The sequence below is a fragment of the Undibacterium sp. genome (assembly GCF_030683615.1).
GTDB lineage: Bacteria > Pseudomonadota > Gammaproteobacteria > Burkholderiales > Burkholderiaceae_D > Undibacterium > Undibacterium umbellatum.
The window spans coordinates 109,988-135,881 of the sequence record NZ_JAUXQE010000010.1 but is presented as its reverse complement, the minus strand read 5'-3'; the positions used below and the strand labels follow the sequence as shown (position 1 = coordinate 135,881).

The 25,894-nt window shown below is 49.2% G+C and carries 26 protein-coding genes; 4 read left to right on the top strand and 22 right to left on the bottom strand.

From position 1 onward, the window contains the following. Positions 1-41 precede the first annotated feature (41 nt). From Q8K39_RS06290 to Q8K39_RS06275, 4 genes are all read right to left on the bottom strand, one after another. Positions 42-911, bottom strand: coding sequence for an ABC transporter ATP-binding protein (locus Q8K39_RS06290; RefSeq protein WP_305258767.1), 870 nt, complete (start codon positions 909-911; stop codon positions 42-44). Positions 912-913: 2 nt separating this feature from the next. Next, positions 914-1,336: a GntR family transcriptional regulator gene (locus Q8K39_RS06285; RefSeq protein WP_305258766.1), complete on the bottom strand. Its 423-nt coding sequence runs from the start codon at positions 1,334-1,336 to the stop codon at positions 914-916. A 260-nt stretch (positions 1,337-1,596) separates the two neighbouring features. Next, entirely contained in the window at positions 1,597-1,899 is a 303-nt protein-coding gene (locus Q8K39_RS06280; RefSeq protein ID WP_305258765.1) for a hypothetical protein, read from the bottom strand. A 9-nt stretch (positions 1,900-1,908) separates the two neighbouring features. Next, positions 1,909-2,235 (bottom strand): hypothetical protein, encoded by a 327-nt coding sequence (locus Q8K39_RS06275; RefSeq protein WP_305258764.1) that lies wholly within the window; start codon positions 2,233-2,235, stop codon positions 1,909-1,911. 261 nt (positions 2,236-2,496) lie between these two features. On the opposite strand from Q8K39_RS06275, the gene Q8K39_RS06270 reads away from it, so the two are divergent. From Q8K39_RS06270 to Q8K39_RS06255, 4 genes are all read left to right on the top strand, one after another. Beyond that, entirely contained in the window at positions 2,497-3,510 is a 1,014-nt protein-coding gene (locus Q8K39_RS06270; RefSeq protein ID WP_305258763.1) for a MerR family transcriptional regulator, read from the top strand. 33 nt (positions 3,511-3,543) lie between these two features. Next, the gene (locus Q8K39_RS06265; protein ID WP_305258762.1) at positions 3,544-4,314 is read left to right on the top strand and encodes a fumarylacetoacetate hydrolase family protein; all 771 of its coding nucleotides are present in this window, start codon (positions 3,544-3,546) and stop codon (positions 4,312-4,314) included. Continuing rightward, positions 4,301-6,805 carry a DEAD/DEAH box helicase gene (locus Q8K39_RS06260; protein WP_305258761.1) on the top strand — a complete coding sequence of 835 codons (2,505 nt, stop codon included), beginning with the start codon at positions 4,301-4,303 and terminating at the stop codon, positions 6,803-6,805. Before Q8K39_RS06265 ends, Q8K39_RS06260 begins: the two co-directional genes overlap by 14 nt. Before the next feature lie 297 nt (positions 6,806-7,102). Beyond that, complete coding sequence (locus tag Q8K39_RS06255) at positions 7,103-10,957, top strand: PAS domain S-box protein (protein WP_305258760.1); 3,855 nt, start codon at positions 7,103-7,105, stop codon at positions 10,955-10,957. A gap of 29 nt (positions 10,958-10,986) precedes the next feature. Here Q8K39_RS06255 and trmB read toward each other — a convergent pair whose 3' ends face one another. From trmB to Q8K39_RS06165, 18 genes are all read right to left on the bottom strand, one after another. Then, positions 10,987-11,703, bottom strand: a complete 717-nt coding sequence (trmB, locus tag Q8K39_RS06250; protein ID WP_305258759.1) for a tRNA (guanosine(46)-N7)-methyltransferase TrmB — start codon at positions 11,701-11,703, stop codon at positions 10,987-10,989. A 369-nt stretch (positions 11,704-12,072) separates the two neighbouring features. Beyond that, positions 12,073-12,486 carry a hypothetical protein gene (locus Q8K39_RS06245; protein WP_186956393.1) on the bottom strand — a complete coding sequence of 138 codons (414 nt, stop codon included), beginning with the start codon at positions 12,484-12,486 and terminating at the stop codon, positions 12,073-12,075. 71 nt (positions 12,487-12,557) lie between these two features. After that, entirely contained in the window at positions 12,558-14,588 is a 2,031-nt protein-coding gene (locus Q8K39_RS06240; protein WP_305258758.1) for a phage tail tip lysozyme, read from the bottom strand. 200 nt (positions 14,589-14,788) lie between these two features. Further along, positions 14,789-15,034 carry a hypothetical protein gene (locus tag Q8K39_RS06235; protein WP_305258757.1) on the bottom strand — a complete coding sequence of 82 codons (246 nt, stop codon included), beginning with the start codon at positions 15,032-15,034 and terminating at the stop codon, positions 14,789-14,791. Positions 15,035-15,410: 376 nt separating this feature from the next. Further along, a complete protein-coding gene (locus Q8K39_RS06230) occupies positions 15,411-15,944 on the bottom strand; it encodes a hypothetical protein (RefSeq protein ID WP_305258756.1) in 534 nt (177 codons plus the stop codon). Further along, on the bottom strand, positions 15,934-16,998 hold the full coding sequence (locus tag Q8K39_RS06225) for a hypothetical protein (protein ID WP_305258755.1): 1,065 nt from the start codon (positions 16,996-16,998) through the stop codon (positions 15,934-15,936). The genes Q8K39_RS06230 and Q8K39_RS06225 overlap by 11 nt, the downstream gene beginning before the upstream one ends. Before the next feature lie 143 nt (positions 16,999-17,141). Continuing rightward, entirely contained in the window at positions 17,142-17,387 is a 246-nt protein-coding gene (locus Q8K39_RS06220) for a hypothetical protein (RefSeq protein WP_305258754.1), read from the bottom strand. A 74-nt stretch (positions 17,388-17,461) separates the two neighbouring features. Next, positions 17,462-17,884 (bottom strand): hypothetical protein, encoded by a 423-nt coding sequence (locus Q8K39_RS06215; RefSeq protein ID WP_305258753.1) that lies wholly within the window; start codon positions 17,882-17,884, stop codon positions 17,462-17,464. Then, positions 17,877-18,359, bottom strand: coding sequence for a glycoside hydrolase family 108 protein (locus tag Q8K39_RS06210; RefSeq protein WP_305258752.1), 483 nt, complete (start codon positions 18,357-18,359; stop codon positions 17,877-17,879). Before Q8K39_RS06210 ends, Q8K39_RS06215 begins: the two co-directional genes overlap by 8 nt. After that, positions 18,346-18,627, bottom strand: a complete 282-nt coding sequence (locus Q8K39_RS06205) for a hypothetical protein (protein WP_305258751.1) — start codon at positions 18,625-18,627, stop codon at positions 18,346-18,348. The genes Q8K39_RS06210 and Q8K39_RS06205 overlap by 14 nt, the downstream gene beginning before the upstream one ends. Positions 18,628-18,928: 301 nt before the next feature. Further along, entirely contained in the window at positions 18,929-19,384 is a 456-nt protein-coding gene (locus tag Q8K39_RS06200) for a hypothetical protein (RefSeq protein ID WP_305258750.1), read from the bottom strand. A gap of 278 nt (positions 19,385-19,662) precedes the next feature. Beyond that, entirely contained in the window at positions 19,663-21,126 is a 1,464-nt protein-coding gene (locus Q8K39_RS06195) for a hypothetical protein (RefSeq protein WP_305258749.1), read from the bottom strand. Continuing rightward, positions 21,105-21,638, bottom strand: a complete 534-nt coding sequence (locus Q8K39_RS06190; protein WP_305258748.1) for a GNAT family N-acetyltransferase — start codon at positions 21,636-21,638, stop codon at positions 21,105-21,107. The genes Q8K39_RS06195 and Q8K39_RS06190 overlap by 22 nt, the downstream gene beginning before the upstream one ends. A 9-nt stretch (positions 21,639-21,647) precedes the next feature. Continuing rightward, positions 21,648-21,842: a hypothetical protein gene (locus Q8K39_RS06185; RefSeq protein ID WP_305258747.1), complete on the bottom strand. Its 195-nt coding sequence runs from the start codon at positions 21,840-21,842 to the stop codon at positions 21,648-21,650. Between the two features lie 77 nt (positions 21,843-21,919). Further along, on the bottom strand, positions 21,920-23,404 hold the full coding sequence (locus Q8K39_RS06180; RefSeq protein ID WP_305258746.1) for a hypothetical protein: 1,485 nt from the start codon (positions 23,402-23,404) through the stop codon (positions 21,920-21,922). Between the two features lie 52 nt (positions 23,405-23,456). Then, positions 23,457-24,881: a hypothetical protein gene (locus Q8K39_RS06175; protein ID WP_305258745.1), complete on the bottom strand. Its 1,425-nt coding sequence runs from the start codon at positions 24,879-24,881 to the stop codon at positions 23,457-23,459. Continuing rightward, complete coding sequence (locus tag Q8K39_RS06170; protein WP_186956421.1) at positions 24,871-25,029, bottom strand: hypothetical protein; 159 nt, start codon at positions 25,027-25,029, stop codon at positions 24,871-24,873. The genes Q8K39_RS06175 and Q8K39_RS06170 overlap by 11 nt, the downstream gene beginning before the upstream one ends. Before the next feature lie 2 nt (positions 25,030-25,031). Next, positions 25,032-25,868, bottom strand: a complete 837-nt coding sequence (locus Q8K39_RS06165; protein WP_305258744.1) for a hypothetical protein — start codon at positions 25,866-25,868, stop codon at positions 25,032-25,034. Positions 25,869-25,894: the final 26 nt, after the last annotated feature.

Here is a 25,894-nt window from a genome sequence, read left to right as displayed (position 1 = left end):
AGCGGTTTGAATTGACGAATGGTGTGCTTCAACATGCTTTTCTATCGTGTCATTTCGATGAAGATGTCTTCCAGACTGAGCTTGTCAACCCGCACACCAGTGCGTGCCTGGAGAACCTGCAATTGTTCAGTGCTGAACTGAGCCAGCAATTTGTCGTCGCCCTCGGCAAAACGGCGCAAGACTTTGTGTGGCTGCAATTGCTGCAGCACTGTAGGGCTGGCACTGATACGCACCGTATTGTCCATCATGTCGTCCAGCGCCTGCTGATGAACAATCTGTCCTGCATGCAGAAAAGCGACATCCATGGCGACTCTTTCGAGATCAGATAAAATATGGGTCGAGAACACGATGGTGGTTTGCTTGTCGATCACCCGGTCTATCAACTCACGCAAAAAATCACGGCGACCGGCAGGGTCAAGGCTGGAGACAGGTTCGTCGAGTATCAGTAATTCTGGCTCATGGGCCAGGGCACGAATGATGGACAGGCGCTGTTTTTGTCCTATCGACAGTTTATTGATAGCTTTGTCAAAAGGCAGATCCCATCCCTGCATCAACGACTCTACCTTGCCGTCATTCCAGCGTGGATAGAGCCGCTGGAAATAGGCCAGCATTTGCCTGGCTGTCAGCCATTCAAACAAATCACTGCGCTGTGGCACGTAGGCGATTCTGGCCTTGGTCGCAGCACTGAGTTGGGCGGCATCTTCACCGTAGAGATTGGTCGTTCCAGCATCGATATCCCGCAAACCCAGCAGACATTCAATCAGGGTAGACTTACCCGCACCGTTACGCCCCAGTAAGCCGACGATACTGCCAGGGGCGATTTGCCAGTCGAGATTTTTCAAGACACTTTGCCCACTGAAGGATTTACTCAATCCTTGTATCTGTACCGGAGCATTTAACTGAGCTTGCATGTTCATTTTCCTTTGAGAATACTGGTCAACAGAGTGATGACGGATTTAGCATCTAGCTCAAGCTGGCTGGCTTCGAGTGCTATGCGCTCAAGGCTGGGACGCAATAATTCCAGCCTTGACGCGAGATCAGAATGGCCCTTAGCCTGGGCCGCTACTTCCATTCCCAAGCCACGGCGACGCACCAGCAAGCCCTCGGCTTCGAGCATGCTGTAGGCCTTGGATACCGTCATGGGGTTGACGCCCAACTCGCTGGCGACATCGCGCACAGATGGCATAGCATCACCTGCGGCAATTTGCCCACCCGCCTGCAGGCGTCGCAATTGTTCTATCAACTGGCGATAGATAGGCTCGCTACTCCCGGTGCTTACCTGAAATATTTCAGCGCCCAACTGGCGCGGCTTGATGTGCGTCATGCCTGGCGTCATGTTATATGCTCCATGTTCCAGCCTCTCATCGTGTTTACATGAATACCTGAACACCTTCATCGTGAGGATGAGCGCGTCATGGTAGCTTCTCATGGGGGCAATGACTAATACAGCAACCTCATGTGTATTAATACAGTAATACACTAGTTTTACAAATTCAAGCAATTTTCAAAAGATGTTGGCAGATTTTCCAACTACCACCACCCAGCAAAAAAACCATGGGAAGCGAGAAACAAAAAAATGCCAGCGGAGCTGGCGTTTTAAACACGACAGACAGGAATCAGAAATGATACCTGCCCTGATGATCCGTTTCTTTGAGCAATCAGTTTACCTGCAATAATAGGGCGAACTGTTCCTATCAATTGCACAAAGAAGTCAGTAGTGTCAAACTTCTGGGTTGTAGTAGAGCCGATGTTGAGAATGTCGGTACCATTGCAGGCGTCCACTATGGTCAGGAAATTGATGATCTGGTTGGTACTAAAATTAGGGACATCCTTGCCGGTACCGCCAATCACATTGACGGCCATGTTGGCCGACGTGAAATTGTTGGTACCGTTGGCCAAGTTGTACTTTTACATCGTGCTGAAAGCATTGAAAGTACCAGCCGTCGTCAGATTCAGGGTCTCGGTTCTCGCTGCATAGACGGTGCCGGTAAATTGCAACATCAGGGCTATGGATGCCGTAATATTGGCATTATTGGTTAGCGCCAGATTTTCAAAGCCGGTGATCGTGGCATTGCTGAGATCAGGTGTCGATGAGGAAAATATCAGACTATCTGTGTCAGTGCCGCCGGTGTAAATACCGAGGATGGTAACGCCCTTGAGGGCAAGGCTACTTTTTCCGTTGCCTATTGATTCAGCAAATAAGCTTAAGATAGTACTTACGCAAAACCGCCCCAACTGCGTTGCGGCACTTCTCCCAGGAGCCGCGTACTAACGTACTGTCTTCGTCGCTACGGTGTAGGCGGGTTTTTGGACAACATGTTGTCCACAGACGTAACAAACCTCTCCGGCAAGGGATGTGTCCTTAAGCGATAGCCTTGCTGCGACAATTTTGCGTAAGTCCTATAAGATTGACTTTTGCATCTTGTGCCTGACCCAGGGTCAGGGTTTATCATCCCTGCTTATGATCAAGAGAAAATGCATGGATACGCGAACAAAATGAAGCTAAAAATAGGTGAACTGGCGAAACGTACAGGGCTGACCGTGCGCGCCCTGCACCATTACGACAAGATAGGCTTGCTTTGCCCGTCGGTGCGAGCGGATAACACTTACCGTTTATACGATGACGAAGACGTATTGCGCCTGTACCGCATACAGGCCTTGCGACGGCTGCAACTGTCGCTGAATGAAATCCGGGCCATACTCGATGATGACAGCGTCAGCATGGGCGATATCGTTAAGCAACAAATCAGCCTGATGGAAAAGCAAGCGCGGGAAGCACTGGCCTTGCGCGACCATTTACTCAACCTGTCCGCACATTTGGACGGCGCGCAGTTACCTGTCGTGGATGACTGGCTGACAGCGCTGGAGATGACCGTGCATAGCGAAAAATATTTCACCACAGCAGAACTTGCTGCCTTGCGCCGTCAACGCACGGCATCGGATACGACAGACAAGTCTGCACTCATCCATGCCTTGCATGGTTTGATGGAAAAGCAGGTGTCGCCACAAGATGCACTGGCACAATCATTGAGCCAGCGCTGGCTACAGTGCATGCAGGACGAGAGCGGCGGCGACGCAGCGATACTGATCAAGTTTTATCAGATGCAAAGTGAAGAAAAGGCTTTGCAATTATTCTCGGGACTGGACCAGGCCACGCTTGACTACATGGTGCGCGCTCTGGCCTGTGCCAGCCTGCCTTTGTACGAGGCCTATTGTCAGCCGGAGGAGTTGGACATACTACGCCAGCATAGCGTGACAGATGCCGCCGCCTGGCCAGCCCTGATCGCTGCCTTGCATAGCGAATGTGTCGCTGGCAGTCGTGTCAGCCATCCCAAAGTGCAGGAACTGGCAAAAGCGTGGCAAGCACTGTCGCTGAAAAAAGCGGGCAATAATCCAGCATTGCAAAAGAAAATCCAGCAAGCCTTTGCTGAGCAGCCGGAGTTACGCATGGGCATAGACAATCGCCTGTTCGCCTATTTACAGTCTGCATTGAAAACCATGGCAGGATAAAATGCCTACTTTCACTTCTTTCCAATCGCTACCATGAATCAAGCCAGTGTCAGTCATGCAGCCAGGATTTTAATGGAACGGCGGCAAAGCGGTACGCAGGGTGATGCCCTGCCTGAGCCACATCGCCCGCGTGATCTGGATACGGCATTTGCCATCCAATGTGCCGTCAGCAAGTGGATGGATCAAGCCATCGTTGCCTGGAAATGCGGCATGCCCGCAGCAGACAACTGGATAGTGGCGCCTATCTATGCAAATGATGTGCATGAAGCGAATACACAGCCATGCGCGGTCTGGGCCAGACACGGACAGGTCAAGATAGAACCAGAACTGGCATTTGTACTCGCGAATGACTTACCTGCCAGGATAGCAAGCTATTCACCCGCAGATGTTGATGGTGCAGTGGCAGAAACCAGGCTGGCACTGGAGCTAATCGATAGCCGCTATGCGCATGCGGAGCAACTGAATTTTTATGACCACTTTGCTGATGGCTTGTTCAACCAAGGCCTGCTACTCGGCCCTGTCGTGAATTCAAACATAGCCAGGCAGACCAGCCAGTTCGCTATCAAGTTGACTATCGCCGGCCAGGAAAGCGTCACATTGAATGGACAACATCCGGCCAGACGGCCACGCCTGCCCTTGTACTGGCTGGCAGAATTTTTACGCAGCAAGGGGATTGGCTTGCAGGCAGGCCAGGCTGTTATTACGGGATCCTATGCAGGCAGCCCTTCAGTGCCTGTCGGTACGGATATCCAGGTGCAGTTTGGTGAACTGGATTTCATACGGACTCATTTTGAAGGAAAATAAACCAGCACCTCGTGGCTTGCCTGAAGTGACGGGCCATTTTCGCCCACGCATCACCCTGCAAACCCTGCACAGGGGGGATGGCTTACTGGGCATGAAACCCAGTGGTGACTTTGGCCCACGCGGTGGCAGTGTCACGGTGGTGGAGATCGACTGGCTGTATCGGACCAACACCGGGCTGAACTGGCAAACCCCGGCACCTACAGCCTTGCTGAACCGCAGACCACATTCCACCCAATTATTGCACGATGCAGATGGCAAGCCTCTGAGTCTGCTGCGTGATCTGGGTGCAGAAGCAGATGCACTCGACAAGGTGTGGGATATAGGCTTGCAACCCTTGCCCGCTGCCAGCCTGCAATGGCGCAACGGCAGCATTGCAGAAAATTTTGGGCCGATCTGGAGCTTGGTGCAAGAAGGATTTTTTGCCGACTTCTGGGCTGAAAAATTACCTGAAATGCAGGCGTTGGGCTGGCAAGTTATAGTGCGCCCCGGCTTTGCACATGAGAGCGTGCCTGTCGATGCCTGGCATCTCATCATCGATGAAAACACAGGTGCGATTACTGGCAAGCAGGTGGTATCACGCATGCGTGGCCGTAACGAGGTCATCACGCCACTCGGTCTGCCAGCGCGCGAAGGCTCATGGATGCTGAGCCTGGGCATAGAGATCGAAGGTGAGGTACTGGACCTGGTGCCCATGCTGGCACACCTGTTGCAACGCGATGCGCGCTGGTTGAGTGCCAGGCAAGTACGACAGATTGACGACATGGCCATCATACAATTACGCGCCCCTGGTGGCAGGCGTATTGATGCCATCGCAGCGCCGCTGAAAGCTATCGTCATCCACATGCTGGATTTACTGACCGACAGGCCGCAAGCGGAAGGACCAGTACCACTGTCTACTTGGGACAGCTACAGGCTGGAAGCCTTGCGCGTCAGCCTGCTCGATAGCCAGCCTGCACGTGCAGGTGACTATGGAGGTTGGCAATTGCAGGGCGATGTGGGCTTGCGCAGCCTGGCGCAACGCCTGAAGAAAGTTGGCAGCCCGCGTGTAGTGGCTGCACCGGAGGGTTTAGGTGTGACTCTGCGTCCTTATCAATTGCACGGCGTAGCCTGGCTGCAATACCTGCGCGAACAACATCTGGCTGGCATACTGGCCGACGATATGGGGCTGGGGAAAACAGCCCAGGTACTAGCCCATTTGCTGATAGAGAAGCAAGAAGGCCGGATGGACATCCCTGTCCTGATCGTGCTGCCGACTTCACTGATTTTCAACTGGCAAGCCGAGGCGAGGCGGATGGCCCCAGCCCTCAGCGTATTGACGCTGCAAGGGCCAGAGCGCGCAGACTTGTTTGCAGATATCAAGCAAGCTGATGTGGTGCTGACGACTTACCCTCTATTGTGGCGCGACCTTGAGGTATTGAAGGCGCAGGAATTTCATTTGTTGATCCTCGATGAAGCGCAAACAGTCAAGAATGCAGCCAGCCGCAGTGCTGATGCGGTACGACAGATACGCGCCCGACACAGGCTGTGCATGACAGGTACACCATTGGAAAATAATCTGGATGAGCTATGGGCGCAATTTGATTTTTTGATGCCAGGCTTTCTGGGTGACATGCGCAGTTTTTCACGCTTGTGGCGCAAACCCATAGAGGTCAATGGCGAAACCCTGCGCGCACAATTGCTGGCGCAACGGGTGCGTCCGTTCATCTTGCGACGACGCAAGGATGAAGTGGCGACAGAATTGCCACCTCGCACGGAAGTCATCAAGCGCCTGCGTCTGCAAGGTAAGCAACGTGAATTGTATGAAAGCGTGCGCGTTGCCGCTGATGAACAGGTGCGCCGTATATTGCAACGCAAGGGCTTTGACGGCGCACAGATCACGATACTGGATGCGCTGTTGAAGTTGCGCCAGGTCTGTTGTGACCCAGCTTTGCTGAAAGGCCAGAATCTGCCTCCAGAAATGGAAAGAGCCAAGCTGGAAATGCTTAGCGATATGCTACCTGCCCTGGTGGCAGAAGGCCGCCGCGTACTGGTGTTTTCACAATTTACTGAAATGCTGGAACTGATTGCCACTGCGCTCACTGAACTGGACCTGGCTTATCTGATGTTGACTGGTAAAACCGCAACGGCCAGCCGTGGTGCAGTGGTGGCCCAGTTTCAAAACAAGGAAGTGCCCATCATGCTAATCAGCCTGAAAGCAGGTGGTGTGGGCCTGAACCTGACTGCGGCTGACACCATAATTCATATGGACCCCTGGTGGAACCCGGCCGTGGAGGAGCAGGCCAATGCCCGTGCTCATCGCATAGGTCAGGAGCGAGCTGTCTTTATCTATAAATTATTGGTGGAGGGCAGCATAGAAGAGCGCATCATGGGTCTGCAGGCACGCAAGGCTGCTTTGGCAGAGGGTGTGCTGGGCAGCGATACTGCCCTTGCCAGCAAATTCAGTGCAGAAGACTTGCAAACCCTGCTGGCCCCATTAAGTACGGTGGCCTGAAGCTTGTTCACGGCATCATCCTGCGTCAATTCCCTCTTTGTAGTCGCTTTTATGTCAATTTTACAAATTTTGCATTTTTGTACATTGACAAAAAAACACAATTGGCACATCTTAGTAACAAGTGCGTAGTAAGTAAGCGCGCGAGCATGTTACGCTTGAGTAAAATTCCATACGGCAACATACACTTTTCCAGCAGTAGTTTCTTATTGGCAAACTGATCGCCCTCATCGCTACAAGTCGTACGTAAGGTCAGCCAGGCTTCATCTCCGTCAGCAATGTTGAAATGGCAGGTTCTATATGATGACTACTTCACGCAATCGGTACATTGGCATCGTGACGGTGCTGTACTTTTTATTTGCGATGGCGTGGATATTATTGTCTGACAGCCTGTTGACAAGCTTTAGCGATATTGAAGCAATTACCTGGCTATCAACGGTCAAAGGTGTATTCTTTGTTGTCATCACGACTGCATTGATTTTTTTGGCTATGCGTGCGGTTCCGCAAGTAAGTCTTCATGAGCAATCTGCCCTGGATAGTTCGTTGCTTTCAGCCTTTCACTCACAGTTTCAGCTACGCTGGCCCATTTATCTGCTGGCAATTGCACTGCCCTTGTCTGTCCTGTTGCTGCGCATGGCGATGGCCCAGAGTTTTGAAAACCGGCCCATGCTGATCATGTTTGTGCTTCCCATCATTTTAAGTGCAATGCTGGGAGGACTAGGCCCTGGCCTGGTGTCAACATTGGTCGCCAGTGTGGGACTAAGCTACTTCCTCATCCCGCCTTTGCATAGTTTTGCCATTAAATCCAATCAGGACATTCTGCAACTGGGCTTTCTGGTGGTGAATGGCATTGCGGTCAGCATACTCAGCGAGGCAGTACGCGAGTCTTTGCAAAAGGTGAAAAATAGTCGTAATTTGCTCGATGCCATCATCAGCGGTACTTCTGATGCCATTTTCGTTAAAGACCTCAAAGGGCGTTATGTACTGGCCAATGAGTCGGTTACCAGGTTCATCGGCAAACCTGCGGATGAAGTCATTGGACATGGTGACCATGATCTCTTCCCGCCAGAGTCTGCTCAATTGATAGCCAAAATCGATCAAGGCGTGTTAAGCAGCGGCCAGATACAGTCGCATGATGAAAGTATTAGAACCCACAGTGGCAAGTCCATCGTATTCATGGTGACCAAAGGGCCGATGCTGGACAAGTCTGGCAACGTTCAAGGCTTGTTTGGCATCGCCCGCGACATCACTGAGCGCAAGGAGGCCGAGGCTGCCCTGCGGGAAAGTGAAGCTGCCATGAAAGTAGCGCAGCGCCTAGCCGCCGTCGGCAGCTGGAACTGGGATGTGCGCAGCGATGTGCATACCTGGTCGGAAGAAGTGTATACGATTTATGGTCGGGACCCGGCGCTGCCACCTGCCGCCTACCCTGAAGTGCAGCAATATTTCACGCCCGAGAGCTGGTCCAGACTGGCAGCAGTAGTGGAAGAAGCCGTCAGGCATTGCACCCCCTATACCTGCGATGCAGAAGTTGTCCGGCCAGATGGCAGCCACCGTTGGGTTATCGCCCGTGGCGAAGCCTTACAAGATGCAGAGGGCAGGCTGATCAGGCTGCATGGAAGCGTGCAAGACATCACTGAACGCAAGGTCGCAGCCATGCAATTACAAGCCAGCGAAGAGCGCCTGCAAATGGCCATCGCTGCCACCAGCGAGGCGCTGTGGGATTGGGATGTTCCTTCCAACAAGGTCTATCGCTCACAACGTTACTATGAAATGACTGGCTATTCAGAGAATGAAGATACCCAGGATATGGATTTTATCAAGCGCCAGATTTTTCCTGACGACGTCTCTCTGGTCTTACAACATATCAAAAACTACAGGACCACTCACAGCGCCGATATCGATTTTGAATACCGCCTGTTAACCAAGCAAGGTGAGGTCAAGTGGGTGCATGCTAGGGGCCGCGTCGTTGGCCGCGATAGCAAGGGTAACGCCTTGCGTGTGGTCGGCACACTGGCAGACATCAACGAGAAAAAAATTATTGCCGCTGAGTTGCTGGAGAGGGAACAAAGGCTGGAGCGCGTGATGTTGGGCTCGGATCTTGGATATTGGGACTGGGACTTGGTCAACAATACCTTCAAGGTCAGCGCACGTTGGGAAACCATGTTGGGTTACGCACCTGGCGAAATGAAGGTCAGTCCTGAACACTGGTCAGATCATGTTCACCCTGATGACTTGCGAATGGCACAAGAGTCCCTGAACAGGCATATCCAGGGACAAACGGCCAGCCATGAACTGGAATTGCGCCTGATGAGCAAATCCGGCGAGTGGCGCTGGGTGCTGACCAGAGGGGCCATTGTTGCCAGAGGTGAACAAGGCAAACCTCTCATCATGTCTGGCACACACACTGACATTACCGCACAAAAAATGATGGAATTGGCACAGCGCGAGGCTGCCACCGTGTTTTCCAGTAGCTTTGAGGGCATCATGGTGGTCAATCCTCAGGGTTGCATTACCAAGATCAATCCAGCCTTTACCCGCATCACAGGCTATACAGAAAAAGAAGTGTATGGCAAATCCACCAAGATACTGGCATCTGGCCACCACAATGCCAGTTTTTATGCCGAGATGTGGAATGCCGTCAAGGAAGATGATTTCTGGCGTGGCGAAATCTGGAACAAGCGCAAGAATGGCGAAGTTTTCCCGGAACTCTTATCCATCTCTTCGGTTCGCGACGCTGCCGGTGAGATACAGCACTATATTGGCATCTTCACCGACACCAGCGAACTCAAGACCCATGAAGCAGAACTGGACCGCATGGCCCACTATGATCCGCTGACAGGTGCTCCTAATCGCCGCTTGCTGGCAGATCGCCTGAGCCAGGCCGTCAACCGCGCCAATCGCACCAATAAGTCACTGGCAGTTTGCTTTCTCGATCTGGATGGATTTAAAGAAATCAATGACAAATATGGGCACACTGTCGGCGACCGCCTGTTGATAGGCGTGACAGAAAATCTCAAGCATGTTCTGCGCGCTGACGACACATTAGCCCGTTTGGGAGGCGATGAATTTGCGGTGCTGCTATCCGACATTTCTTCAGCAGAGGAAAGTGCGATGATATTGGACCGCGTCTTGGTGGGCGTCAGCAAACCGATACAGATAGATTTGAAATCAGTAAGCATCACAGCCAGCATAGGTGTCAGCCTGTACCCGGATGACAATGTCGATTCCGACACTCTACTACGCCATGCTGACCACGCCATGTATCTGGCCAAGGAAGCTGGCAAGAATCGTTACCATCTGTTTGACCCTGAAAATGACCGCAAGGCGCAGCAGCGCCGGCAGATACTGGAAAGGCTGGAAATTGCGCTGGACCAGAATGAATTTATCCTGTACTACCAGCCCAAAGTAGATTTGATCACCGGTGAAATAGTCGGCGCAGAAGCACTGATACGCTGGCAACATCCAAATCGCGGCATACTTTCCCCTGCAGAATTTTTACCACACATTTATGGCAGCAAACTGGAAAAACCCCTGGGGGAATGGGTTATCAAGGCAGCCATACAGCAAGCCTACCACTGGCAACTACGCGGCATCAGCATCCGCGTGAGCGCCAATATCAGCGCCCATCATTTGCTGGCACCCGATTTTTGTGACTACCTGCAAGCTGCCCTACGGGCCCACCCATATTTCCAGGCCACCAATTTTGAGCTGGAGGTATTGGAAACCGCCGCCATTGCCGATATGGAACAGGCTGTTGCCATACTCAATCGCTGCCGTCAGTTAGGCATACATTTCGCACTTGATGATTTTGGCACGGGCTATTCATCCTTGACCTATCTGCGCAAGTTGCCAGTAGATACCCTCAAGATAGACCAGAGCTTTGTACGCGACATGCTGACCGATGTTGAAGACCTGGACATCGTCGAAGGCGTGATACGCCTGGCAGGTGCTTTTAACCGCCAGGTCATTGCCGAGGGCGTCGAAACCATGGCACATGGCGCGAAGTTACTGGAACTGGGTTGCCGCCTGGCGCAGGGCTACGGCATCTCCCGCCCCATGCCGGCAGACCAGTTTGTTGATTGGTCTGCACGCTGGAAGACAGAAGCACGCTGGCGCGACTTGCGCACCAAGCCAGCCCTGCAAATTTTGCACTAATTCTGTATCACGCTAACAATCCCGCCGACTTACTTTTTACGGAATACCAAATCCCACACTCCATGGCCAAGGCGCAAGCCACGGTTCTCAAATTTTGTCACTGGGCGATAATCTGGGCGTGGCGCATACGCTTCAGCAGTATTTTCCAAGGCAGGTTCAGCACTCAATACTTCCAGCATTTGCACGGCATATTCTTCCCAATCTGTCGCACAGTGCAGGTAGCCACCTGGTGCAAGACGTGAGGCCAGCAAGGCCACCAGCGGCCCCTGTATCAGACGACGCTTGTTATGGCGTGCCTTGTGCCAGGGATCAGGAAAAAACACGTGTATGCCATGCAGGGACGCTGGCACGATCATGCTTGTCAGCACTTCAAAGGCATCATGCTGGATGATGCGCTGGTTTTGCAAACCCATTTCATCCGTCAGTTTGAGCAAGCTGCCCACACCGGGGGTGTGTACCTCAACGCCGATGAAGTTTTTCTCTGGCATGCCAGCAGAAATTTTGGCACTGGTCTCGCCCATGCCAAAACCAATTTCAAACACCGTCGGTGCCTGGCGGCCAAACGCCGCATCGACATCCAGTGGAGCTTTTTGATAAGGGATACAAAAACGCGGACTCAGGTTTTCTATCGCCCTGGCCTGCGCATCAGACAAGCGCCCGGCGCGGGTGACAAAACTACGGATGCGGCGTTCAGTAGGGTCGTAAAACAGCGGTTTAATACCGTCAGCAGGTTTGGATTCAGACATACGGAAATGATAGAAAATAGGAAGAAGTTCTGTGGCGCGGGACAGGGCATCAAGGTCATGCTCATGTGGTGAATGTGAACACACATATCAACCATGCAAGACGCGCCCAGCCAGTGCAGACCCGCAAAGTCGATATTTTAACAGAAGGGATGGGGAAGAAGAAATCTGGCTTTTTTGGCATGCAAGCAGACCAGCTTGATTGGTTTACAGATGATTTGCAGCATTGCACTGCTTTCTGCCTGGACAAAGCAGGCCTTTAGCCTGCGTCTAAGCTTGACCTGATTGACTTCCACAACGGACAAATCCTGCGCCTATGCATGTGCACAGGATTTGTTTTAACTGGCGACAAATGTCGCCAGAAAATAATATCTATCTCTTTTTGACTTCGCAACAGAATTTTTCGTTAGTTTCAGATAATTCTGGCACTGGTGCGCCCAAGATTTTTTCTGCTGCTTTCGCATTGCTTTTATTCTTCTGGCCAGGTGTCAACAACATGCTCAGCTTATCGGTTTCGACTATGCCATACTCTGGCACACACACTGAGCCACCGCAATCAGACTGAAATACGAGCATTGCCTTTCCGGATTTATTTTTTAAGCATGCCGCATCAAAATTACCTGCACCAAGCGTAAACAATTTTTTCTTCTCTTTACCCTTTATGCCATAGAGATCAAATTTCGTCTCCAACGGCCCTCCTTCGTTTTTCATCTGTACTTCGAATTTGCTTTCGCCACAGGTGGTCGTCACCGTTTCAGCATAAGAGGAACAGGTGATAGTTAGCAAGGCGAATGCTGCAGATATAAGTTTGTATAGACTGACCATCAAATTATTCCCTTTAGATTAAAAATCACGAGCTAATCACCTTTTAAAATTTTCAGGTACTGATTTGCAAGTGGCATCACAATATCGTTAGAAATTCCCAGACCACCGTAATTTTTGCTTGGTCCATCATGATGATATTTATATGCATATTCTATCCCCTGCCCACGTTTTTGTGCGAGATTCAAATTATCTACCGTATGTTTTACCAAAGCATCGGCCTGAGTACCGAGATCCCAGCGATTTGCATTGTTTACTCCATAATGCTTCCCCGTTTTATCTATAAACTGTCCGAGGCCAGAAGCGGAAGTTGTGCCAGCAGTAGCATCTGGATTAAATCCTGATTCGGTATGCGCAATCGCCAAAACCAGAGCAGTTTGCTGATCATTTAAACCTGCCTGTCTGGACTTTGCGATAAGGGCATTAATTGCAGATTTCTGAACATCGGGATTAGCATCACCCCAAACACGAGAATTTCCGGCCATTCTACCGTTTGAATTGTCAATTTGATCGTAGATGTGCGATCCATCAACAATCTGATCCTGACTGTATTTGGCACCCTTCTTTTTCACCAACATCTTAGAATAGTCGATCGGGCTATCAGAGAAATTTTCACTCGCTAGATTTCCGCCATCAATAGAATTCTTCGTACTACCAATTCCAGAACCTTGAATCTGTGCTTTTAATATCTGAAGCTTACCAGCTGCAGCATCCAAAAAACCACGATCTTTTTCAGCTTGAAATCTTGCATCGCTATACTCTGGCACTTGGGTACTTTCATTGAATAAAGTGCCGTAAAGATTCCGTGCCGCCGCTATTCCGTATTGTGCCTTAAGTCTGGCGCTATCCAGTAATGACCTGTTTTGTTCCGCGCTGAACCTGGTATCATTAAATTCGGCAGAAGACCTTGGCTGTCTAATGCTCTCCCAAAGATTCTCCCCTGACTTGAGAAAATCTCTTTTGGCAGCATCAGCATATTGCATCTTGAGTCTTACACTATCCCAAAAACTGCGATTCCTGTCAGCTTCAAACCGTGCATCACTAAACTCTGGTCGATTGGAATCTATTTGATTATTCGCGATACCAATATTCAATGGCAATTTTTTTCCTGAAGTGTTTTCCTGGTATTTACTTCCAGGCATAGCGCCAAGCTCAGATCTGCGAATGGCATCAAATCGTGCGTCGCTAAAACTAGCGCGATCATTTTTGGGCAGATATACATCTATATGTGAGTCATCTTCATTAGTTGGAGCAGGTGCTGTCAAATCTCGATTTTGATAAATTCCTAATCGATTGGGATCACGCATCGTTAAATAATAATCTATGCCATTGGAAGAAATGATACCTGATTTGGAATCGCTCGCGAGTGTGTTCGTGCGCCTGTTGAGCAAATCTATTTCCCTCTTCATATCATCCTGGCCCGGGCTGGATTGATCATAATCCGAGTCTCCAGTTGTGTCCTCCTTCTCTAAGTATCCACTTATCAATTTGTCGAATCCGGTCTCGTCACGATCATTGTCATTTCCGGAGAATTTCGATAGCAGTCCCCTTGCCAGAGGCGTTCCTTCCATCTCATTTAGTGGATCTTGATGCAAGCGTGAAGGTAAGTAGGCATCGCTATTTTTTATATTCGCAGAGAATTCACTAGGAGCCGATGATCTGATCAGATTGGCATATTGATTCAACTCACCAGCACTTGGCGTATAACCATAGTTCTTCTTGAACAGGGTTGACACGGTGCAGCCAGCGGCATTCAGGTCTCGCGTGTTAAAGTCTCCTGTTTCATATCCAGATTTTTCTGATCGCAAGAAGTTGGACTTGGCCCACTCGGCGTCGTCATCTATCGCTCCCCGGTCACGCAAGATGGAAGGAAACAGTGCATTGCCATTGTCAGAGCGGGGCAATCTTTCATCAAAGTCACGCTGTGCCTCAGCATAGCCAGATAGCATACCTGGGTCAAACCTTGGCGTGTTCATTTTATTTAAGTAACTATTATCTTCATCAAGCTTCAAATTTTTATACAGATCAGACAAGTCAGATTCATCTTCGTAAAGTTTATATGTCATATTTTCCTCTTGATATTGGTTGCGGCATGCTCATGCATCTCACAGGCGATTTAGGTGATATGTGCCAACAGAGCGGACGCACAGAGTGCTGCCTGTTGGCATATATTTGTAAAAGCGACGGTGGAGATTTTTTCTTGCGCAGTGAGGGTGGCAATCTGTGAACCAGAACCCGGTCTCAATGCTCGCATCGCTATTAGGATTTAGCTCGGACGTTTTGTCGTAGCGACCAGATCATTGAACAAGCCACTAACGAAAGGCCAGGCTTGCTCAATTTGCGCTTCCACATTCAGACTGGTAGCGATGAAATTGCGTATGATCAGAGCCTTGCTATTGCCTGGTGTCGCAGGGATCAGGCTTTCTATGTCCAGTATCAGTTTCTTGATTTGCTCTTTGTGTTCAGCCAGAAAGCTGATGACTTGCAATATGGTTGCGGCGATTTTCAGCATGGTTTGTCCTTTAAAATTGACATGTATATTTCAAAGTGATGCCGTCGATTGAGGTGACGTAGTCGCGGGCCGAGACAGCTACGGAATGTGGTGTCGGGCCCGGCAAGTGGGTTGTCGCTCTCGACAATTGCCCTGTCAGGATGGCGCTGCAGGCAATTGTTGCAGCAAGTGTCGATATTGCGGGTAAGAGACCGTCTATCTAAGCAGCGCGTGCTCTCGATCTATAATGATCTCGACCGGCGGCAAGGATGAGGGTTTGACTATTTAAAAATGGGTAGCAGTAACCACCATCACTTTGTCAGATGTGTGATGGTGGTTAGGTTGCTAATTTCAAAAGGCTGAAGGTGACGGGAGGTAAAAAGTATTCACGTTGGACCTACATTTTTTTGGGACAATTCGGCTCGACATCATATCCCAGGGAAATATACAAATGACTGAGTTTCTTCTTTCCCTCCCGCCTGATCAAATGCATTCCCTCTGAGCTATAACAAGTTGACACGGTTGAAACCACTTTTTTATCAGTGATTTGATATTGCATACCTTTGGCTTGAACATTCACATTTTTCCCTATAACAGCAAATCCCATAAAAGGATCTGGATAAGAGACGGAATTATTGAATTTCAAGCGATATGCATGTATCTTCCGATTGCTCATCTCATCGGTAACAACATCACCAGGGTCTAATTGAATTTCCTTCTCAATTACCGCTTTTGTACAGCATTGTGCTTTGCCACCTTTACCAGGAAATTCAAGCTGAATTTCATCTGCTCCAGATAAAACTCCAGCACTAAATAGCAAGGGAGGCTTATCAGGAAATACTTTTACAAATCCATCAAGAGCTGTCGCCGCGTTTATTGACTGGGATAGTAATAATCCCATTGATAGCATGAGTGTATTTTTAATTTCCATCATCTGACCAGTGTGGTTTATCGGATACTAACTTTCGCACACCATAGCTCGCTCCCACGGGATAAAGGTCACTTTCCTTATCTATTCGGACGGAATTACCATTTGCATCAGCAACGGTGCGACCAAGCAAACCAGTAACCCTCATGTCTACCGCTCCTCGAGCAGTATGTCGTGAGACGAGTGCAGGTGGATAAACAATACCATAAGCTTGTTTCATTTGTCTTGCTGCATTGACAGAATCACTTGGGACTGGATGCACCCATTGAACAGGTACACCTGCCATTGGCGGAACATCCTCTGGATTAATCTGACCACTAGCAATCTTATGTGCGTAATGCATTAGATAAGCTCGCTCAGATGGTCGGTAAGTAGCATCCACATTGATGTCGCCGCCCCCACTACGTATTGCTTCGACAAATCTATTCATACTTGACTTAAATTGAGGATGAAGATCATCCAACGAACGACTTGTAGGAAATCGACTTACCCACGTCGGACCGCTCAAAACAAAATCAGCAGGATTTTCTTGTGTTTGTGAAGTTGTCGAAGACGAGATCGATGGATTATTTTTAGCGTTGCGCATTGACAATCGTGTCTGGTCTCTATCGAAAATTTCCTGTTCCAGCTCGGGGGGGATTGGTAAGCGATTCAGGTTGACATATTGAATCATTTCATTGGCGCCGGCTGTGTATCCATAATCTTTCTTAAATAGTGCAGCCACATCATCTCTTCCTCGGACCGGAAAGGCACCATCAAAGTTCCTCTCGGGGTAAGCATTTTTCTCTGAACGCAGAAAGTCAGATTTCGCCAATTCACCCGGATTGGATATCACGCCTATGGACTCTGTGCGACTTGGTTGAAACTCTCTAAAACGGGCCATGTCTTGTCCGTAACCAAAGTCCATACCACGAGAAAATGGTGGAGGCTCTGACCTTAGTTGAAGATCATCATTGCCATTACTCCATGGCGAATAGCTTTCATTTTCCCGTTCACCTGATGTATCGATGAGATAAGGGAGTCCATCTTCTCCAAAAATTCTTTGGAAATTTGCCATTGTTTTTTCCTTCTTAAAATGGATTTGCTATGCCTACTCTTGTCTGTGTTTACGCATAGCTGTCAAAAAAGCGCTAATTTTTGTACAAAAAAGCTGCCCAAACCAGGCAGCCTCTCTCTCGCAATTCTTCGCAAATTCGTAGTCTAGCCAGGCCGTTTGGTAGCTGCGACCAGATCATTAAACAAGCCATTGACGAAAGGCCAGGCCTGTTCAATTTGCGCTTCCCCATTCAGACTTGTGGCGATGAAGTTGCGTATGATCAGAGCCTTGCTATTGCCTGGTGTCGCAGGGATCAGGCTTTCTATGTCGAGTATCAGTTTCTTGATTTGCTCTTTGTGTTCAGCCACAAAGCTGATGACTTGCAATATGGTTGCGGCGATTTGCAGCATGGTTTGCCCTTTAAAATTGACATTTATATTTCAGGGTGATGCCGTCGATTGAGTTGAGGTAGTCGCGCGCCGAATCAACCACGGAATGTGGTGTTGAGCCCGGCAAGCGGATTGTCGCTGTCGACAATTGCAGTGTCAGGCTGGTGCTGCAACGTGGCTGTTGCCATAGGTGTTGGTATTGCTGGCACGCTGCCGATGAAACTATGATCTTCGATTGGAACGGGTTGCCCTGTTTTTGCTGGCAATAGACCGACTCTTTTAGAGGTAATGACAGGGAGCACGACACCGACAAGACTGACGACGCCAATAGCAAGACCATTGAGCTGTTCTGACGTGATGGCCAAATGGATACCAAATGCGTCACCAAATTGCGCCAGCGCACCCAATGCTGCGGCCAGAGCGGCGACTGAGATGCCGCCGTTTTTCCAGAGTTCAACATCGCTGATCTCGCTGCCTTTGCGAAAAAGATTAATGACTGCATTGATTTTTTCAAACATGATCTGTCTCCCATAAAGCATTGTTTGCCAGGCGGTTGACCCAACCCGCACCAAAGGTAGGCCAGTTGGATAATTTGGTGTAGAACTTGATGCGGTGAGCAAGCATGCGTTTGAGCAGTTTGTCGGCATTGAACTTGCCAACTGCTGCCAGGGTGACGGGGCCGATGATGCCGTCTTCAGCGACACCAACGGCACGTTGCAGCAATCTTGCTGCCGTGCCAGCTCCGCAGTTGACCGCGCAATCGAAGAATTCAAAGGCAACGACCAACGGGAATTGGTCCAGCTGATTAGCATCCCAAAAATCACGCTTGTAAAGTGCTTTGGCTTGCTCTGCCGTGAGCGCTGCAATATCCAGCTTGGGGTAGCTACGCTGGCTGATACCGAACCGGGTAAGTTTGCCAGCATCCAGCGGATGGTTGCTGGTGCCACCTTCGTTTTTTAATATGGGAGCAATGCAAGTATTAAAGTTGTTCATGTTGATGTTCTTTCCATCGTTGTTCTGCTTCTAGTCTTTCAATTTCTGTTGTTTGCAGGCTGACCCAGCGCTGGCGTAGCAGAATGAGCGAAATCGCTATGCCGATGAACATGGAAGCAATCGACAAGTAACCTTGTAGTTCGGCAATTGAACTTAAGGGTGCAATTGCTGTAGTGATCGCTGGCACGGCGAGTGCAGTTTTTGGGTTGTTGATAATAGCTTCTGCCACATGGCTGGCGGCAGTTTCAGCGTGATCAGGTAGTTTCATGTAAAGATTTCTGGATGAATTTTTTAATATTTCGGGGGCGAAATTTCTATGTCTGAAAGTCTTAGAGTCTGGAAGACTGCAAGACTGGAAGTGCTATGCTCGGGAAATATCCACGCGAATACTAGATGTAAATTTAATTTTAAGTTGCGTCGAGAGCTTATTCTCTACTCAAAATAAATGACCCGCCGAAGCGGGTTACTTATTAAATAACTCAGTTTTTGGTATACTGGTTTTATGCTTGCCAGGTTGACTTTCAACTGACGCTGTTTAACGAATATTTTTAAAAATAGAAATATTGTCGTCAGCGACAACACAAAGATAGAAAGTTGTTGTCTGACGAATTTACCTCAAAATCGTCCTGCATCAAGGGTTTTATATCAGGAAAATATCCTCTGCCGCCAAGATATGGTTTCGTTGGATCATCTTCCAAAGCGCGCCGCCATGGATCAAGATTCGGTGACAAAGAAAATCCAGCTGTTAGCTGCTTTATCTGTTGCGGCAGTGCGTCACGCATTGCTGATGTCAATCTGGCATTCTCAAAAGCCATTCTGCTGCGCAGCGCATCTTGTTGCAGTTGACGGTCTTTAGCGCTTTGTAATGTTTGCTGATAGCTCTGCATTGCACCACCCAGTGCCTGCCCCAGGGAAATGGGCGTACGAGACGGGCCACCTGCTTGTAGCAAAGCGGCGGCCATAGCCATTTGGGCCTGCGATTGTGCATCATTATCACTGCCTGAAAATAGGTCGAGTAATCCCATAATAATCCTTAACTATTCAAAATATCGCCGGTCTCACTATCTGGATAGCGCTTAGTATGCCGGACACATTGCTGATTGTTTTGCGAACTTAATATCTGCAAGAACCCTGGTGTATTGAGTGAAGCAATAATTCAGAGCGCTACTGGAGAACAACAATTGAAGCGGAATTGAAAGATGTTGCCTGACCATCACGATAAGGTGTAGATAGAGGCAATAGCCATCAAGCAAATTTCAATTATAATCATTTACTACCAGTACTTGCAGGCGTATTTGCAGTGCTATGCAGTGCTAAATTGTTTGTACATATTAAGGCCCGCCAGTGCGCCGCCTAAGAGGTTAGCCCCCTGGTTCTGATACATCGGCGCTGTTGCATTGGTAGTTTGCGTACTGCCGAGGTTAGCATACGGTGCAATCAGATTATTCACTTTCATTGCCCGATTGATACCAGCATCATTGGCGCTCATTGCCTGATTGTAAATATTATTTTGTATTCCGCCGAGCAAACCAGCGCCTGTCGCCATGTTCTGGCTATTCATTTGATTCGTACTTAGCTGCCATGCACCATTCTGCATGTTGGCTTGCTGACGGTTATTCAGGTTGGCAAGATTCATTTGTTGATCACCTTGGTAATTAGTCATATTTGCTTGCTGTTGTAACTGAGCATTTTGCAAAAATGAATTGGCCATGGCTTGAAATGCTTGTTGTTGCGACTGATTTATCGAGTTTGCATTGAATTGATTGCCTTGGTTAATCATGCCTGCATTGGCGAGATTAACCTGATTTGTCGCTGCAGCATTTGCACCTGACACCCCATATTGCTGTCCAGATAAGCCCATGGCTGCAGCGAGTTGATTTTGGCGGTCCTGCGTATACTGTTGCGCCTGTGCCTGGACAGCTGCATCAGTTTGATTTTGAGCGACCTGAGACAATGTACGCGTCAAATTTCGTGTTAGTGAGTCAGCCGCTTTGCCCTCAGCCAAACCTTGTCGAGATCCGCCATATTGGCCATTGACAATTGCATCACCCCGAATTGATGGCAGCAAATCCTGCTTGAAGCTGGTTAGCATGTCATCTTTGAGATTTTGAAAATTTGCCGAACTCTGATTCAAGCCTTTTTGAATTGCACCAGCGAGGTAGGGATTATTCCCTTGCTCGCCGTAAATTAAGTTTCTCAGTGCCGGATTTAAATTTAAATCGTTTTGGCTGGGTGCGTTGATCTGTGCTGCTGGCGCTGCGGTAGCAATACCTGCACGTTCTGCAGCATACCCATTGGGCGCGAAGCTAAGTGCAGCCTGCATCGGATTTGTGTAATTGCTGTACGCCGCCAGCATGTGGGGCGATGACAGCGGATTATTCATCAGATTTAAGGCGCTATTTCGTTGCTGCTCAAAGTCGTAAGCAGAAAATTTGCCAACATAGTTGTCTGACGCCTGATTAGATATGGCCAACCCTGCATTTTGTGGTTGATCCAGATAGCCCTGGAACCTGCTCAAAAGCCCTGGCGTGCCTGCTGTGTAATCGGAATCGGCGTAAACTGGTTGTCCGTTCTCGTCGGTACCATTTGATTTTGCTCCTTCTTTTAAGGTTCTTCCCGTTCCATACAGCATTGCAGCCATGCGCGGGTCAATTTCATTTTTTACGGTTTGATTACTGGGGGCTGATGAAGACGGTCCCCCCTTGTTCATGGCGCTACTGGCTACAGCACCTGCTACTGATGCTATCACTGGTCCTGCGACTGGCATATCCACTCCTTCCTCGTCATACCGAGCATAATCTGGTCAATCAGTTTTCCATCTTTCAGATAGCTTTCACGATTAACGCCTTCAATTTTCATTCCATTCACCTTCGCGAATCTGAGTGCTAATTTGTTGTAATCTGGCACGTTGGTTATTACTTTTTTTACGCCAAGCTGATGAAATAGGTACTTACTCAGCAATTTAACAGAGTCATTCGCTTTCGCTCCCCAGATCCGTGGAAGCAGGCATGTATGCATTTCCACACAAGACTGATTATGATAGTGAACCATGTAAACTCCGGCTGCCCCTTCTTTGTCAGAAATCAGCATCCAGTGAAATGCACCACTATCAGGAGGCACAATTTCGTTTAATCCATCTTCATGAATATGTGGAAATATCGCAGGGTGAGACAATATATCTTTCACAGTCTTCATGTCATGAGTCCGTTCCAACTTCATTTCCATTCCTCCAACTCGTATCTGCTGGCACTGCAGATGCGGATCAAGCAGTATCAGCATGCTTCATTTCTAACCTAACAATACCCACGCAGATGTTGCACCTTTATAGTAATACACCCCTACGCCTGAACCCGGGTTCCAGGATATGCCATCCGCATAACGAACATCGCCATCCCTGGGTTTGATAGGAGCGGCGGTTGTCTTATCCAGATGTCCCAGCCCGATCAAGCTGATAGCGACTGATATTTTCTGTAACTCAGACATAAAAAAACGCTGCATTTCTGCAGCGTCTGTAGGTACTTGCCCAGGGGCGTAATTAACAGTGCCAAGATTGGATGCTCTCACCATGCCCCCATTGTTTCTACGTCAAAATCGAAAGAATCAAGCCGCCATTGAAATGCGGTCCCCGTTGCGAATTTGATGGCTATGTAACGACCTGAAACGAACAGGTCCGATGCGACACTTGAACCTATGGTATAGGTCACATCCGTATAAGTTGGGTCTGCATAAGGTGTCGCCGCTGTTCCTACACTAATGATTACAGTTTCCCCAACGTTCCCGGATATTCTTGCTCTGATACCCCTGACGCATTTGATGCTTTCAGCTGTATCAAACGAAAGCCCCCGACGTTCCAGATAAGCTGGGGGTATGCTACCGTTGAAGCTTGCTGAGGCATCGAGCATGTACAGTTTTCTGTCATTGGATGCCATCAAGACACGGGCAGAATCCGGTGTATAGTCTGGTCCATTCCAGAATGTCAAATCTGAATCCCACGAATCGGAGTCTTGCCCCCAGGCTCCGCCCAAGTCTGTGGACACAGATCCGTAACTTGCATGATTGACATTTGGCAAATCACGAAATGACACCGTTTTGTCTACGAAGTTGTACACCATGGCCTGGTTGCAAGCGCTTGCCCCGATTGAAGGATAAGCGAGGTAAATTTCGTTCAAGAAAGGATTTTTGAAACAAAATACCAATCCCCGGTTTGTCACATCAATGTTTTGAAAAAATGACCTGCGTGTCTGTTTGTCTAGTACAGATGTGGCCGACTGCCCATCATGAACGATGACATCTGAGCCAGTAACGACAAAGTGCCAGCCGTCAAACTCTACCGCGCAATTGCGATTCAGCATGCCAGACATTCCCATTATTTTAGAGAATCTGAATACTGATTGCCCGCCAACATAATCCATTCTATGGGTAGAGTTTTCTGTATAAATGATGAATGAATCCCGCAACGACAAGCCATCCACGATAGGACTGATGGCTTCAGCAAGATCAGTTTCACCAGCATCCTTGGTGGTATCTGCCGAGTCCCACGTTGATGGAAATGCCCCTGGATCAGCAGGATGCGACCATTTCACCAGAAAAGGTTTATTGATGCCAGCAGCGGTGACATTCAGGGCAACCAGAAAATTTTTGTAAGCCCGTAAGGACTTACAGTAAGTATTGGTAGGCCAGTTGACCAGATCAACGAATTTGTTTGAGCCATTCAAGTCCCAGGTCATTGGTATTTTAGACGTGTCACCTACATTCACTATTGGCAATCCAGATAAGAGGGCATGCGTCCATTGATTGACGACACCATTACGCGGTGTCAGATGCGTTATGTCAGTATGTGTTACAGAACCACCCGAATAAGTCACAGCATATGCTTTTCCCGCAGACAAATATACCCAATACCGATTCCCGGATATAGTTACAGCAAATACATACTGGGGTATCACTGCAGGTGAACTATAAACCTCACCATGCCCATAAAATTGATATGCATAGCCGTCAATGAAACGGATGTTCCGGGCATCTGTCCAGGCATTGATGGGCAACTCATGCTGTGACAAGTCTTTGTTGACACCATATTGACCAACTTGCTGCACTTTAACGAGAGCCATATGCACTTAGCAATCCGTAGCGATTTTGACTGACCAGTTGTTGCCCCTGATCTAAGAGACCTTTTGGCTGCTGGAAACTGTTTTGAAATCCCTGGTTTTGCTGACCATACGGGTTCTGCTGATTTTGTTGACTATGTAAACCATACGGGTTTTGCTGGTACTGCTGAAATGGATTTTGTAAATGACTGTTCTGTACGCCATAGCTATAGGGATTCGGGTGTCCTTCTTGTGATTGCTGATTTGCCTGCTGCTGCCCCCAAGCCCCTTGGTTGTGCCAATAGTCCTGCGCTCCGGGCTGATTCGGACTAGACCAGTCCGTATTCACTGCCTTGTTATAGGCGTCTGTCCGCTGGAACGGCTGCACATAGGGGTTTTGTGCTTGCTGTTGTTGCGCCTGTGCTGTCTGTTGTTGATTTGCAGGAGCCTCCATCCCAGCCATGCCATATGCCTGACGCAGATTGAATAACTGCTGCTGCGCATTATTGTATGCGCCATTGTTGTATGCTTTTGCATACGTCTGATGCTCTTCGTCAATTCCACCCAATTGCTTCAATTGCTGAGGAGCCAGCTGAGACATTTGTTGCCGCAGGAATTCCTGCTGAGCAGGATTCATGGATTGCGCCTCAGCAATCCGGCGCTGCATATCGATCAGTGGATCGCTGGCGTACATACCAGATGACTGAACACTATCAAATGGCTTGACCGCCATCTGTTTTTGGCGATTGGCAGCAGCGGTTGCCAATTCGGATTGCATGCGCATAGCGGCAAGTTTTTGTTCGTAATCCGGGCGACCACTTGCGCCAGGCATACCCAGATCACCAGCCTGATAAGGACCACCAACATTTCCCAACGCTGCCATCCTCGCGTTCTGGGCAGCCAGGTATTCCGCTGTGGGCATCCCATTTGCTGTCACAGATTTTGAACCGGCATTGCTCGCTTCTATCGATGTGGCGTCATTAGCTTGCGTACTCGCAGCACTTTGAATATTGCCAGAACCTATACCCTTGCCGCTTACCATGTTTTGTGCAGCAGCAACCTGGAAAGCTTCACGAGCTGAAACTATGCCCTTACTTTTAATCTCCTTGTTCCAGTAGTCGATGCCTGCCTGATCACCCACTTTGCCAAAAGGCGTGTAAAAATCAGCCGCCGAAATTCCGTTGGTGTGAACAGAGCCTGATTCCTGAACATTACCAACACCTCGACCTGAGATTAAATTGTCGCTGGCCGCCTGGTAGAAAGCTCGCTGAGCTAACTCCTGACCTTTGTTGGCAATTTCCCGGTTCCAGTAATCAATACCGGCTTGATCTCCGGTTCTACCAAATTGCTTATACCATTCAGCTGCATTTCTATTATTCAGTTGCGAGCGTAGATCAGTCGGATCTCCAGCAACACCGGTAGCACTAACTGCCATGAATTTTCTCCTCTATTAATGGTTTGGTGAATGCCTTGCCATCCCAATGGTCGCCAATGGAAACCGTATCATCACAAGGGATGTAAGTAGCCACCATGCCTAAAGCTATATTAACTACGATGCCTTCTTGAATTTCTGCGCTTTTCATGATTACCACCAGTAAATGATTACAAGGCCGTCACCGCCCTTGCCAGTGACTGCGCCAACAGTTCCGTCAACTCCACCGCCACCGCCCCCCGGCAACCCGCCGTCTACACCAGTTGCTCCCGGCGAATTTGCGCCTCTACCTCCCCAACCACCGCCGCCTTGCAGTGCGCGCAAAATGCCATTTTTTGGTGAATAAGACCAGGAACCGCCAGGTGCATATTGACCTGATGCGCCACCCAATTGCTGATAGCCTCCCCCACCACCTGCAGAAAAAATACTGCCGCCACCTTGATTCGAGACACCTGCACCTCCGCCACCCCATATAGCGTTTCCTGGAGACGTCGAGCCATGAGACCAACCATGTGCTCCACCATAGTCAGAGGATGCGTTTGCATTGACGCCACCTGAGAGTCCATTCCCACTTATAGAGGGATTTCCCCCTACGTTACCAGAGCCTGCGCTTGCTATCCCGCCACCACCAGCACCGCCACCGCCTCCCCCTGCGCCGCCATAGGCTTCCACAAAAATTCCTAATGCTGGACTACCAAATGACGATTTTCCTCCTGTATTCCCCACCACGTGGTTGCCTGGCGAAATTACCGGCGCTCCGCCCGCACCAACCACAACAGGACAAGTTGTGCCTGGCTTGAGCGTCAAAGCTATGAAAAACTGCCTATTTCTTGCTCCGCCCCCTCCCCCACTTGAAGCAGAAGCAGACCCTGCGGTGTAGCCACCGCCACCACTACCGCCGCCACCAAACACGTCTACAATAAAGTTCAGGGCTTGCGGCAAAATGAAACTGCCGGACCTTTCGAAAATCTGGTAGTTTGGCGATCCCATTGGTGCGCCTGGAAATCCTGGAAAAC

Coding starts and splice junctions, on each gene's coding strand:
- Q8K39_RS06290 (WP_305258767.1), bottom strand. CDS start 911: ATGCAAGCTCAGTTAAATGCTCCGGTACAGATACAAGGATTGAGTAAA.
- Q8K39_RS06285 (WP_305258766.1), bottom strand. CDS start 1,336: ATGACGCCAGGCATGACGCACATCAAGCCGCGCCAGTTGGGCGCTGAA.
- Q8K39_RS06270 (WP_305258763.1), top strand. CDS start 2,497: ATGAAGCTAAAAATAGGTGAACTGGCGAAACGTACAGGGCTGACCGTG.
- Q8K39_RS06265 (WP_305258762.1), top strand. CDS start 3,544: ATGAATCAAGCCAGTGTCAGTCATGCAGCCAGGATTTTAATGGAACGG.
- Q8K39_RS06255 (WP_305258760.1), top strand. CDS start 7,103: ATGATGACTACTTCACGCAATCGGTACATTGGCATCGTGACGGTGCTG.
- trmB (WP_305258759.1), bottom strand. CDS start 11,703: ATGTCTGAATCCAAACCTGCTGACGGTATTAAACCGCTGTTTTACGAC.
- Q8K39_RS06240 (WP_305258758.1), bottom strand. CDS start 14,588: ATGACATATAAACTTTACGAAGATGAATCTGACTTGTCTGATCTGTAT.
- Q8K39_RS06235 (WP_305258757.1), bottom strand. CDS start 15,034: ATGCTGAAAATCGCCGCAACCATATTGCAAGTCATCAGCTTTCTGGCT.
- Q8K39_RS06230 (WP_305258756.1), bottom strand. CDS start 15,944: ATGGAAATTAAAAATACACTCATGCTATCAATGGGATTATTACTATCC.
- Q8K39_RS06225 (WP_305258755.1), bottom strand. CDS start 16,998: ATGGCAAATTTCCAAAGAATTTTTGGAGAAGATGGACTCCCTTATCTC.
- Q8K39_RS06220 (WP_305258754.1), bottom strand. CDS start 17,387: ATGCTGCAAATCGCCGCAACCATATTGCAAGTCATCAGCTTTGTGGCT.
- Q8K39_RS06215 (WP_305258753.1), bottom strand. CDS start 17,884: ATGTTTGAAAAAATCAATGCAGTCATTAATCTTTTTCGCAAAGGCAGC.
- Q8K39_RS06210 (WP_305258752.1), bottom strand. CDS start 18,359: ATGAACAACTTTAATACTTGCATTGCTCCCATATTAAAAAACGAAGGT.
- Q8K39_RS06205 (WP_305258751.1), bottom strand. CDS start 18,627: ATGAAACTACCTGATCACGCTGAAACTGCCGCCAGCCATGTGGCAGAA.
- Q8K39_RS06200 (WP_305258750.1), bottom strand. CDS start 19,384: ATGGGATTACTCGACCTATTTTCAGGCAGTGATAATGATGCACAATCG.
- Q8K39_RS06195 (WP_305258749.1), bottom strand. CDS start 21,126: ATGCCAGTCGCAGGACCAGTGATAGCATCAGTAGCAGGTGCTGTAGCC.
- Q8K39_RS06190 (WP_305258748.1), bottom strand. CDS start 21,638: ATGCTGATACTGCTTGATCCGCATCTGCAGTGCCAGCAGATACGAGTT.
- Q8K39_RS06185 (WP_305258747.1), bottom strand. CDS start 21,842: ATGTCTGAGTTACAGAAAATATCAGTCGCTATCAGCTTGATCGGGCTG.
- Q8K39_RS06175 (WP_305258745.1), bottom strand. CDS start 24,881: ATGGCAGTTAGTGCTACCGGTGTTGCTGGAGATCCGACTGATCTACGC.
- Q8K39_RS06170 (WP_186956421.1), bottom strand. CDS start 25,029: ATGAAAAGCGCAGAAATTCAAGAAGGCATCGTAGTTAATATAGCTTTA.
- Q8K39_RS06165 (WP_305258744.1), bottom strand. CDS start 25,868: ATGGGATCGCCAAACTACCAGATTTTCGAAAGGTCCGGCAGTTTCATT.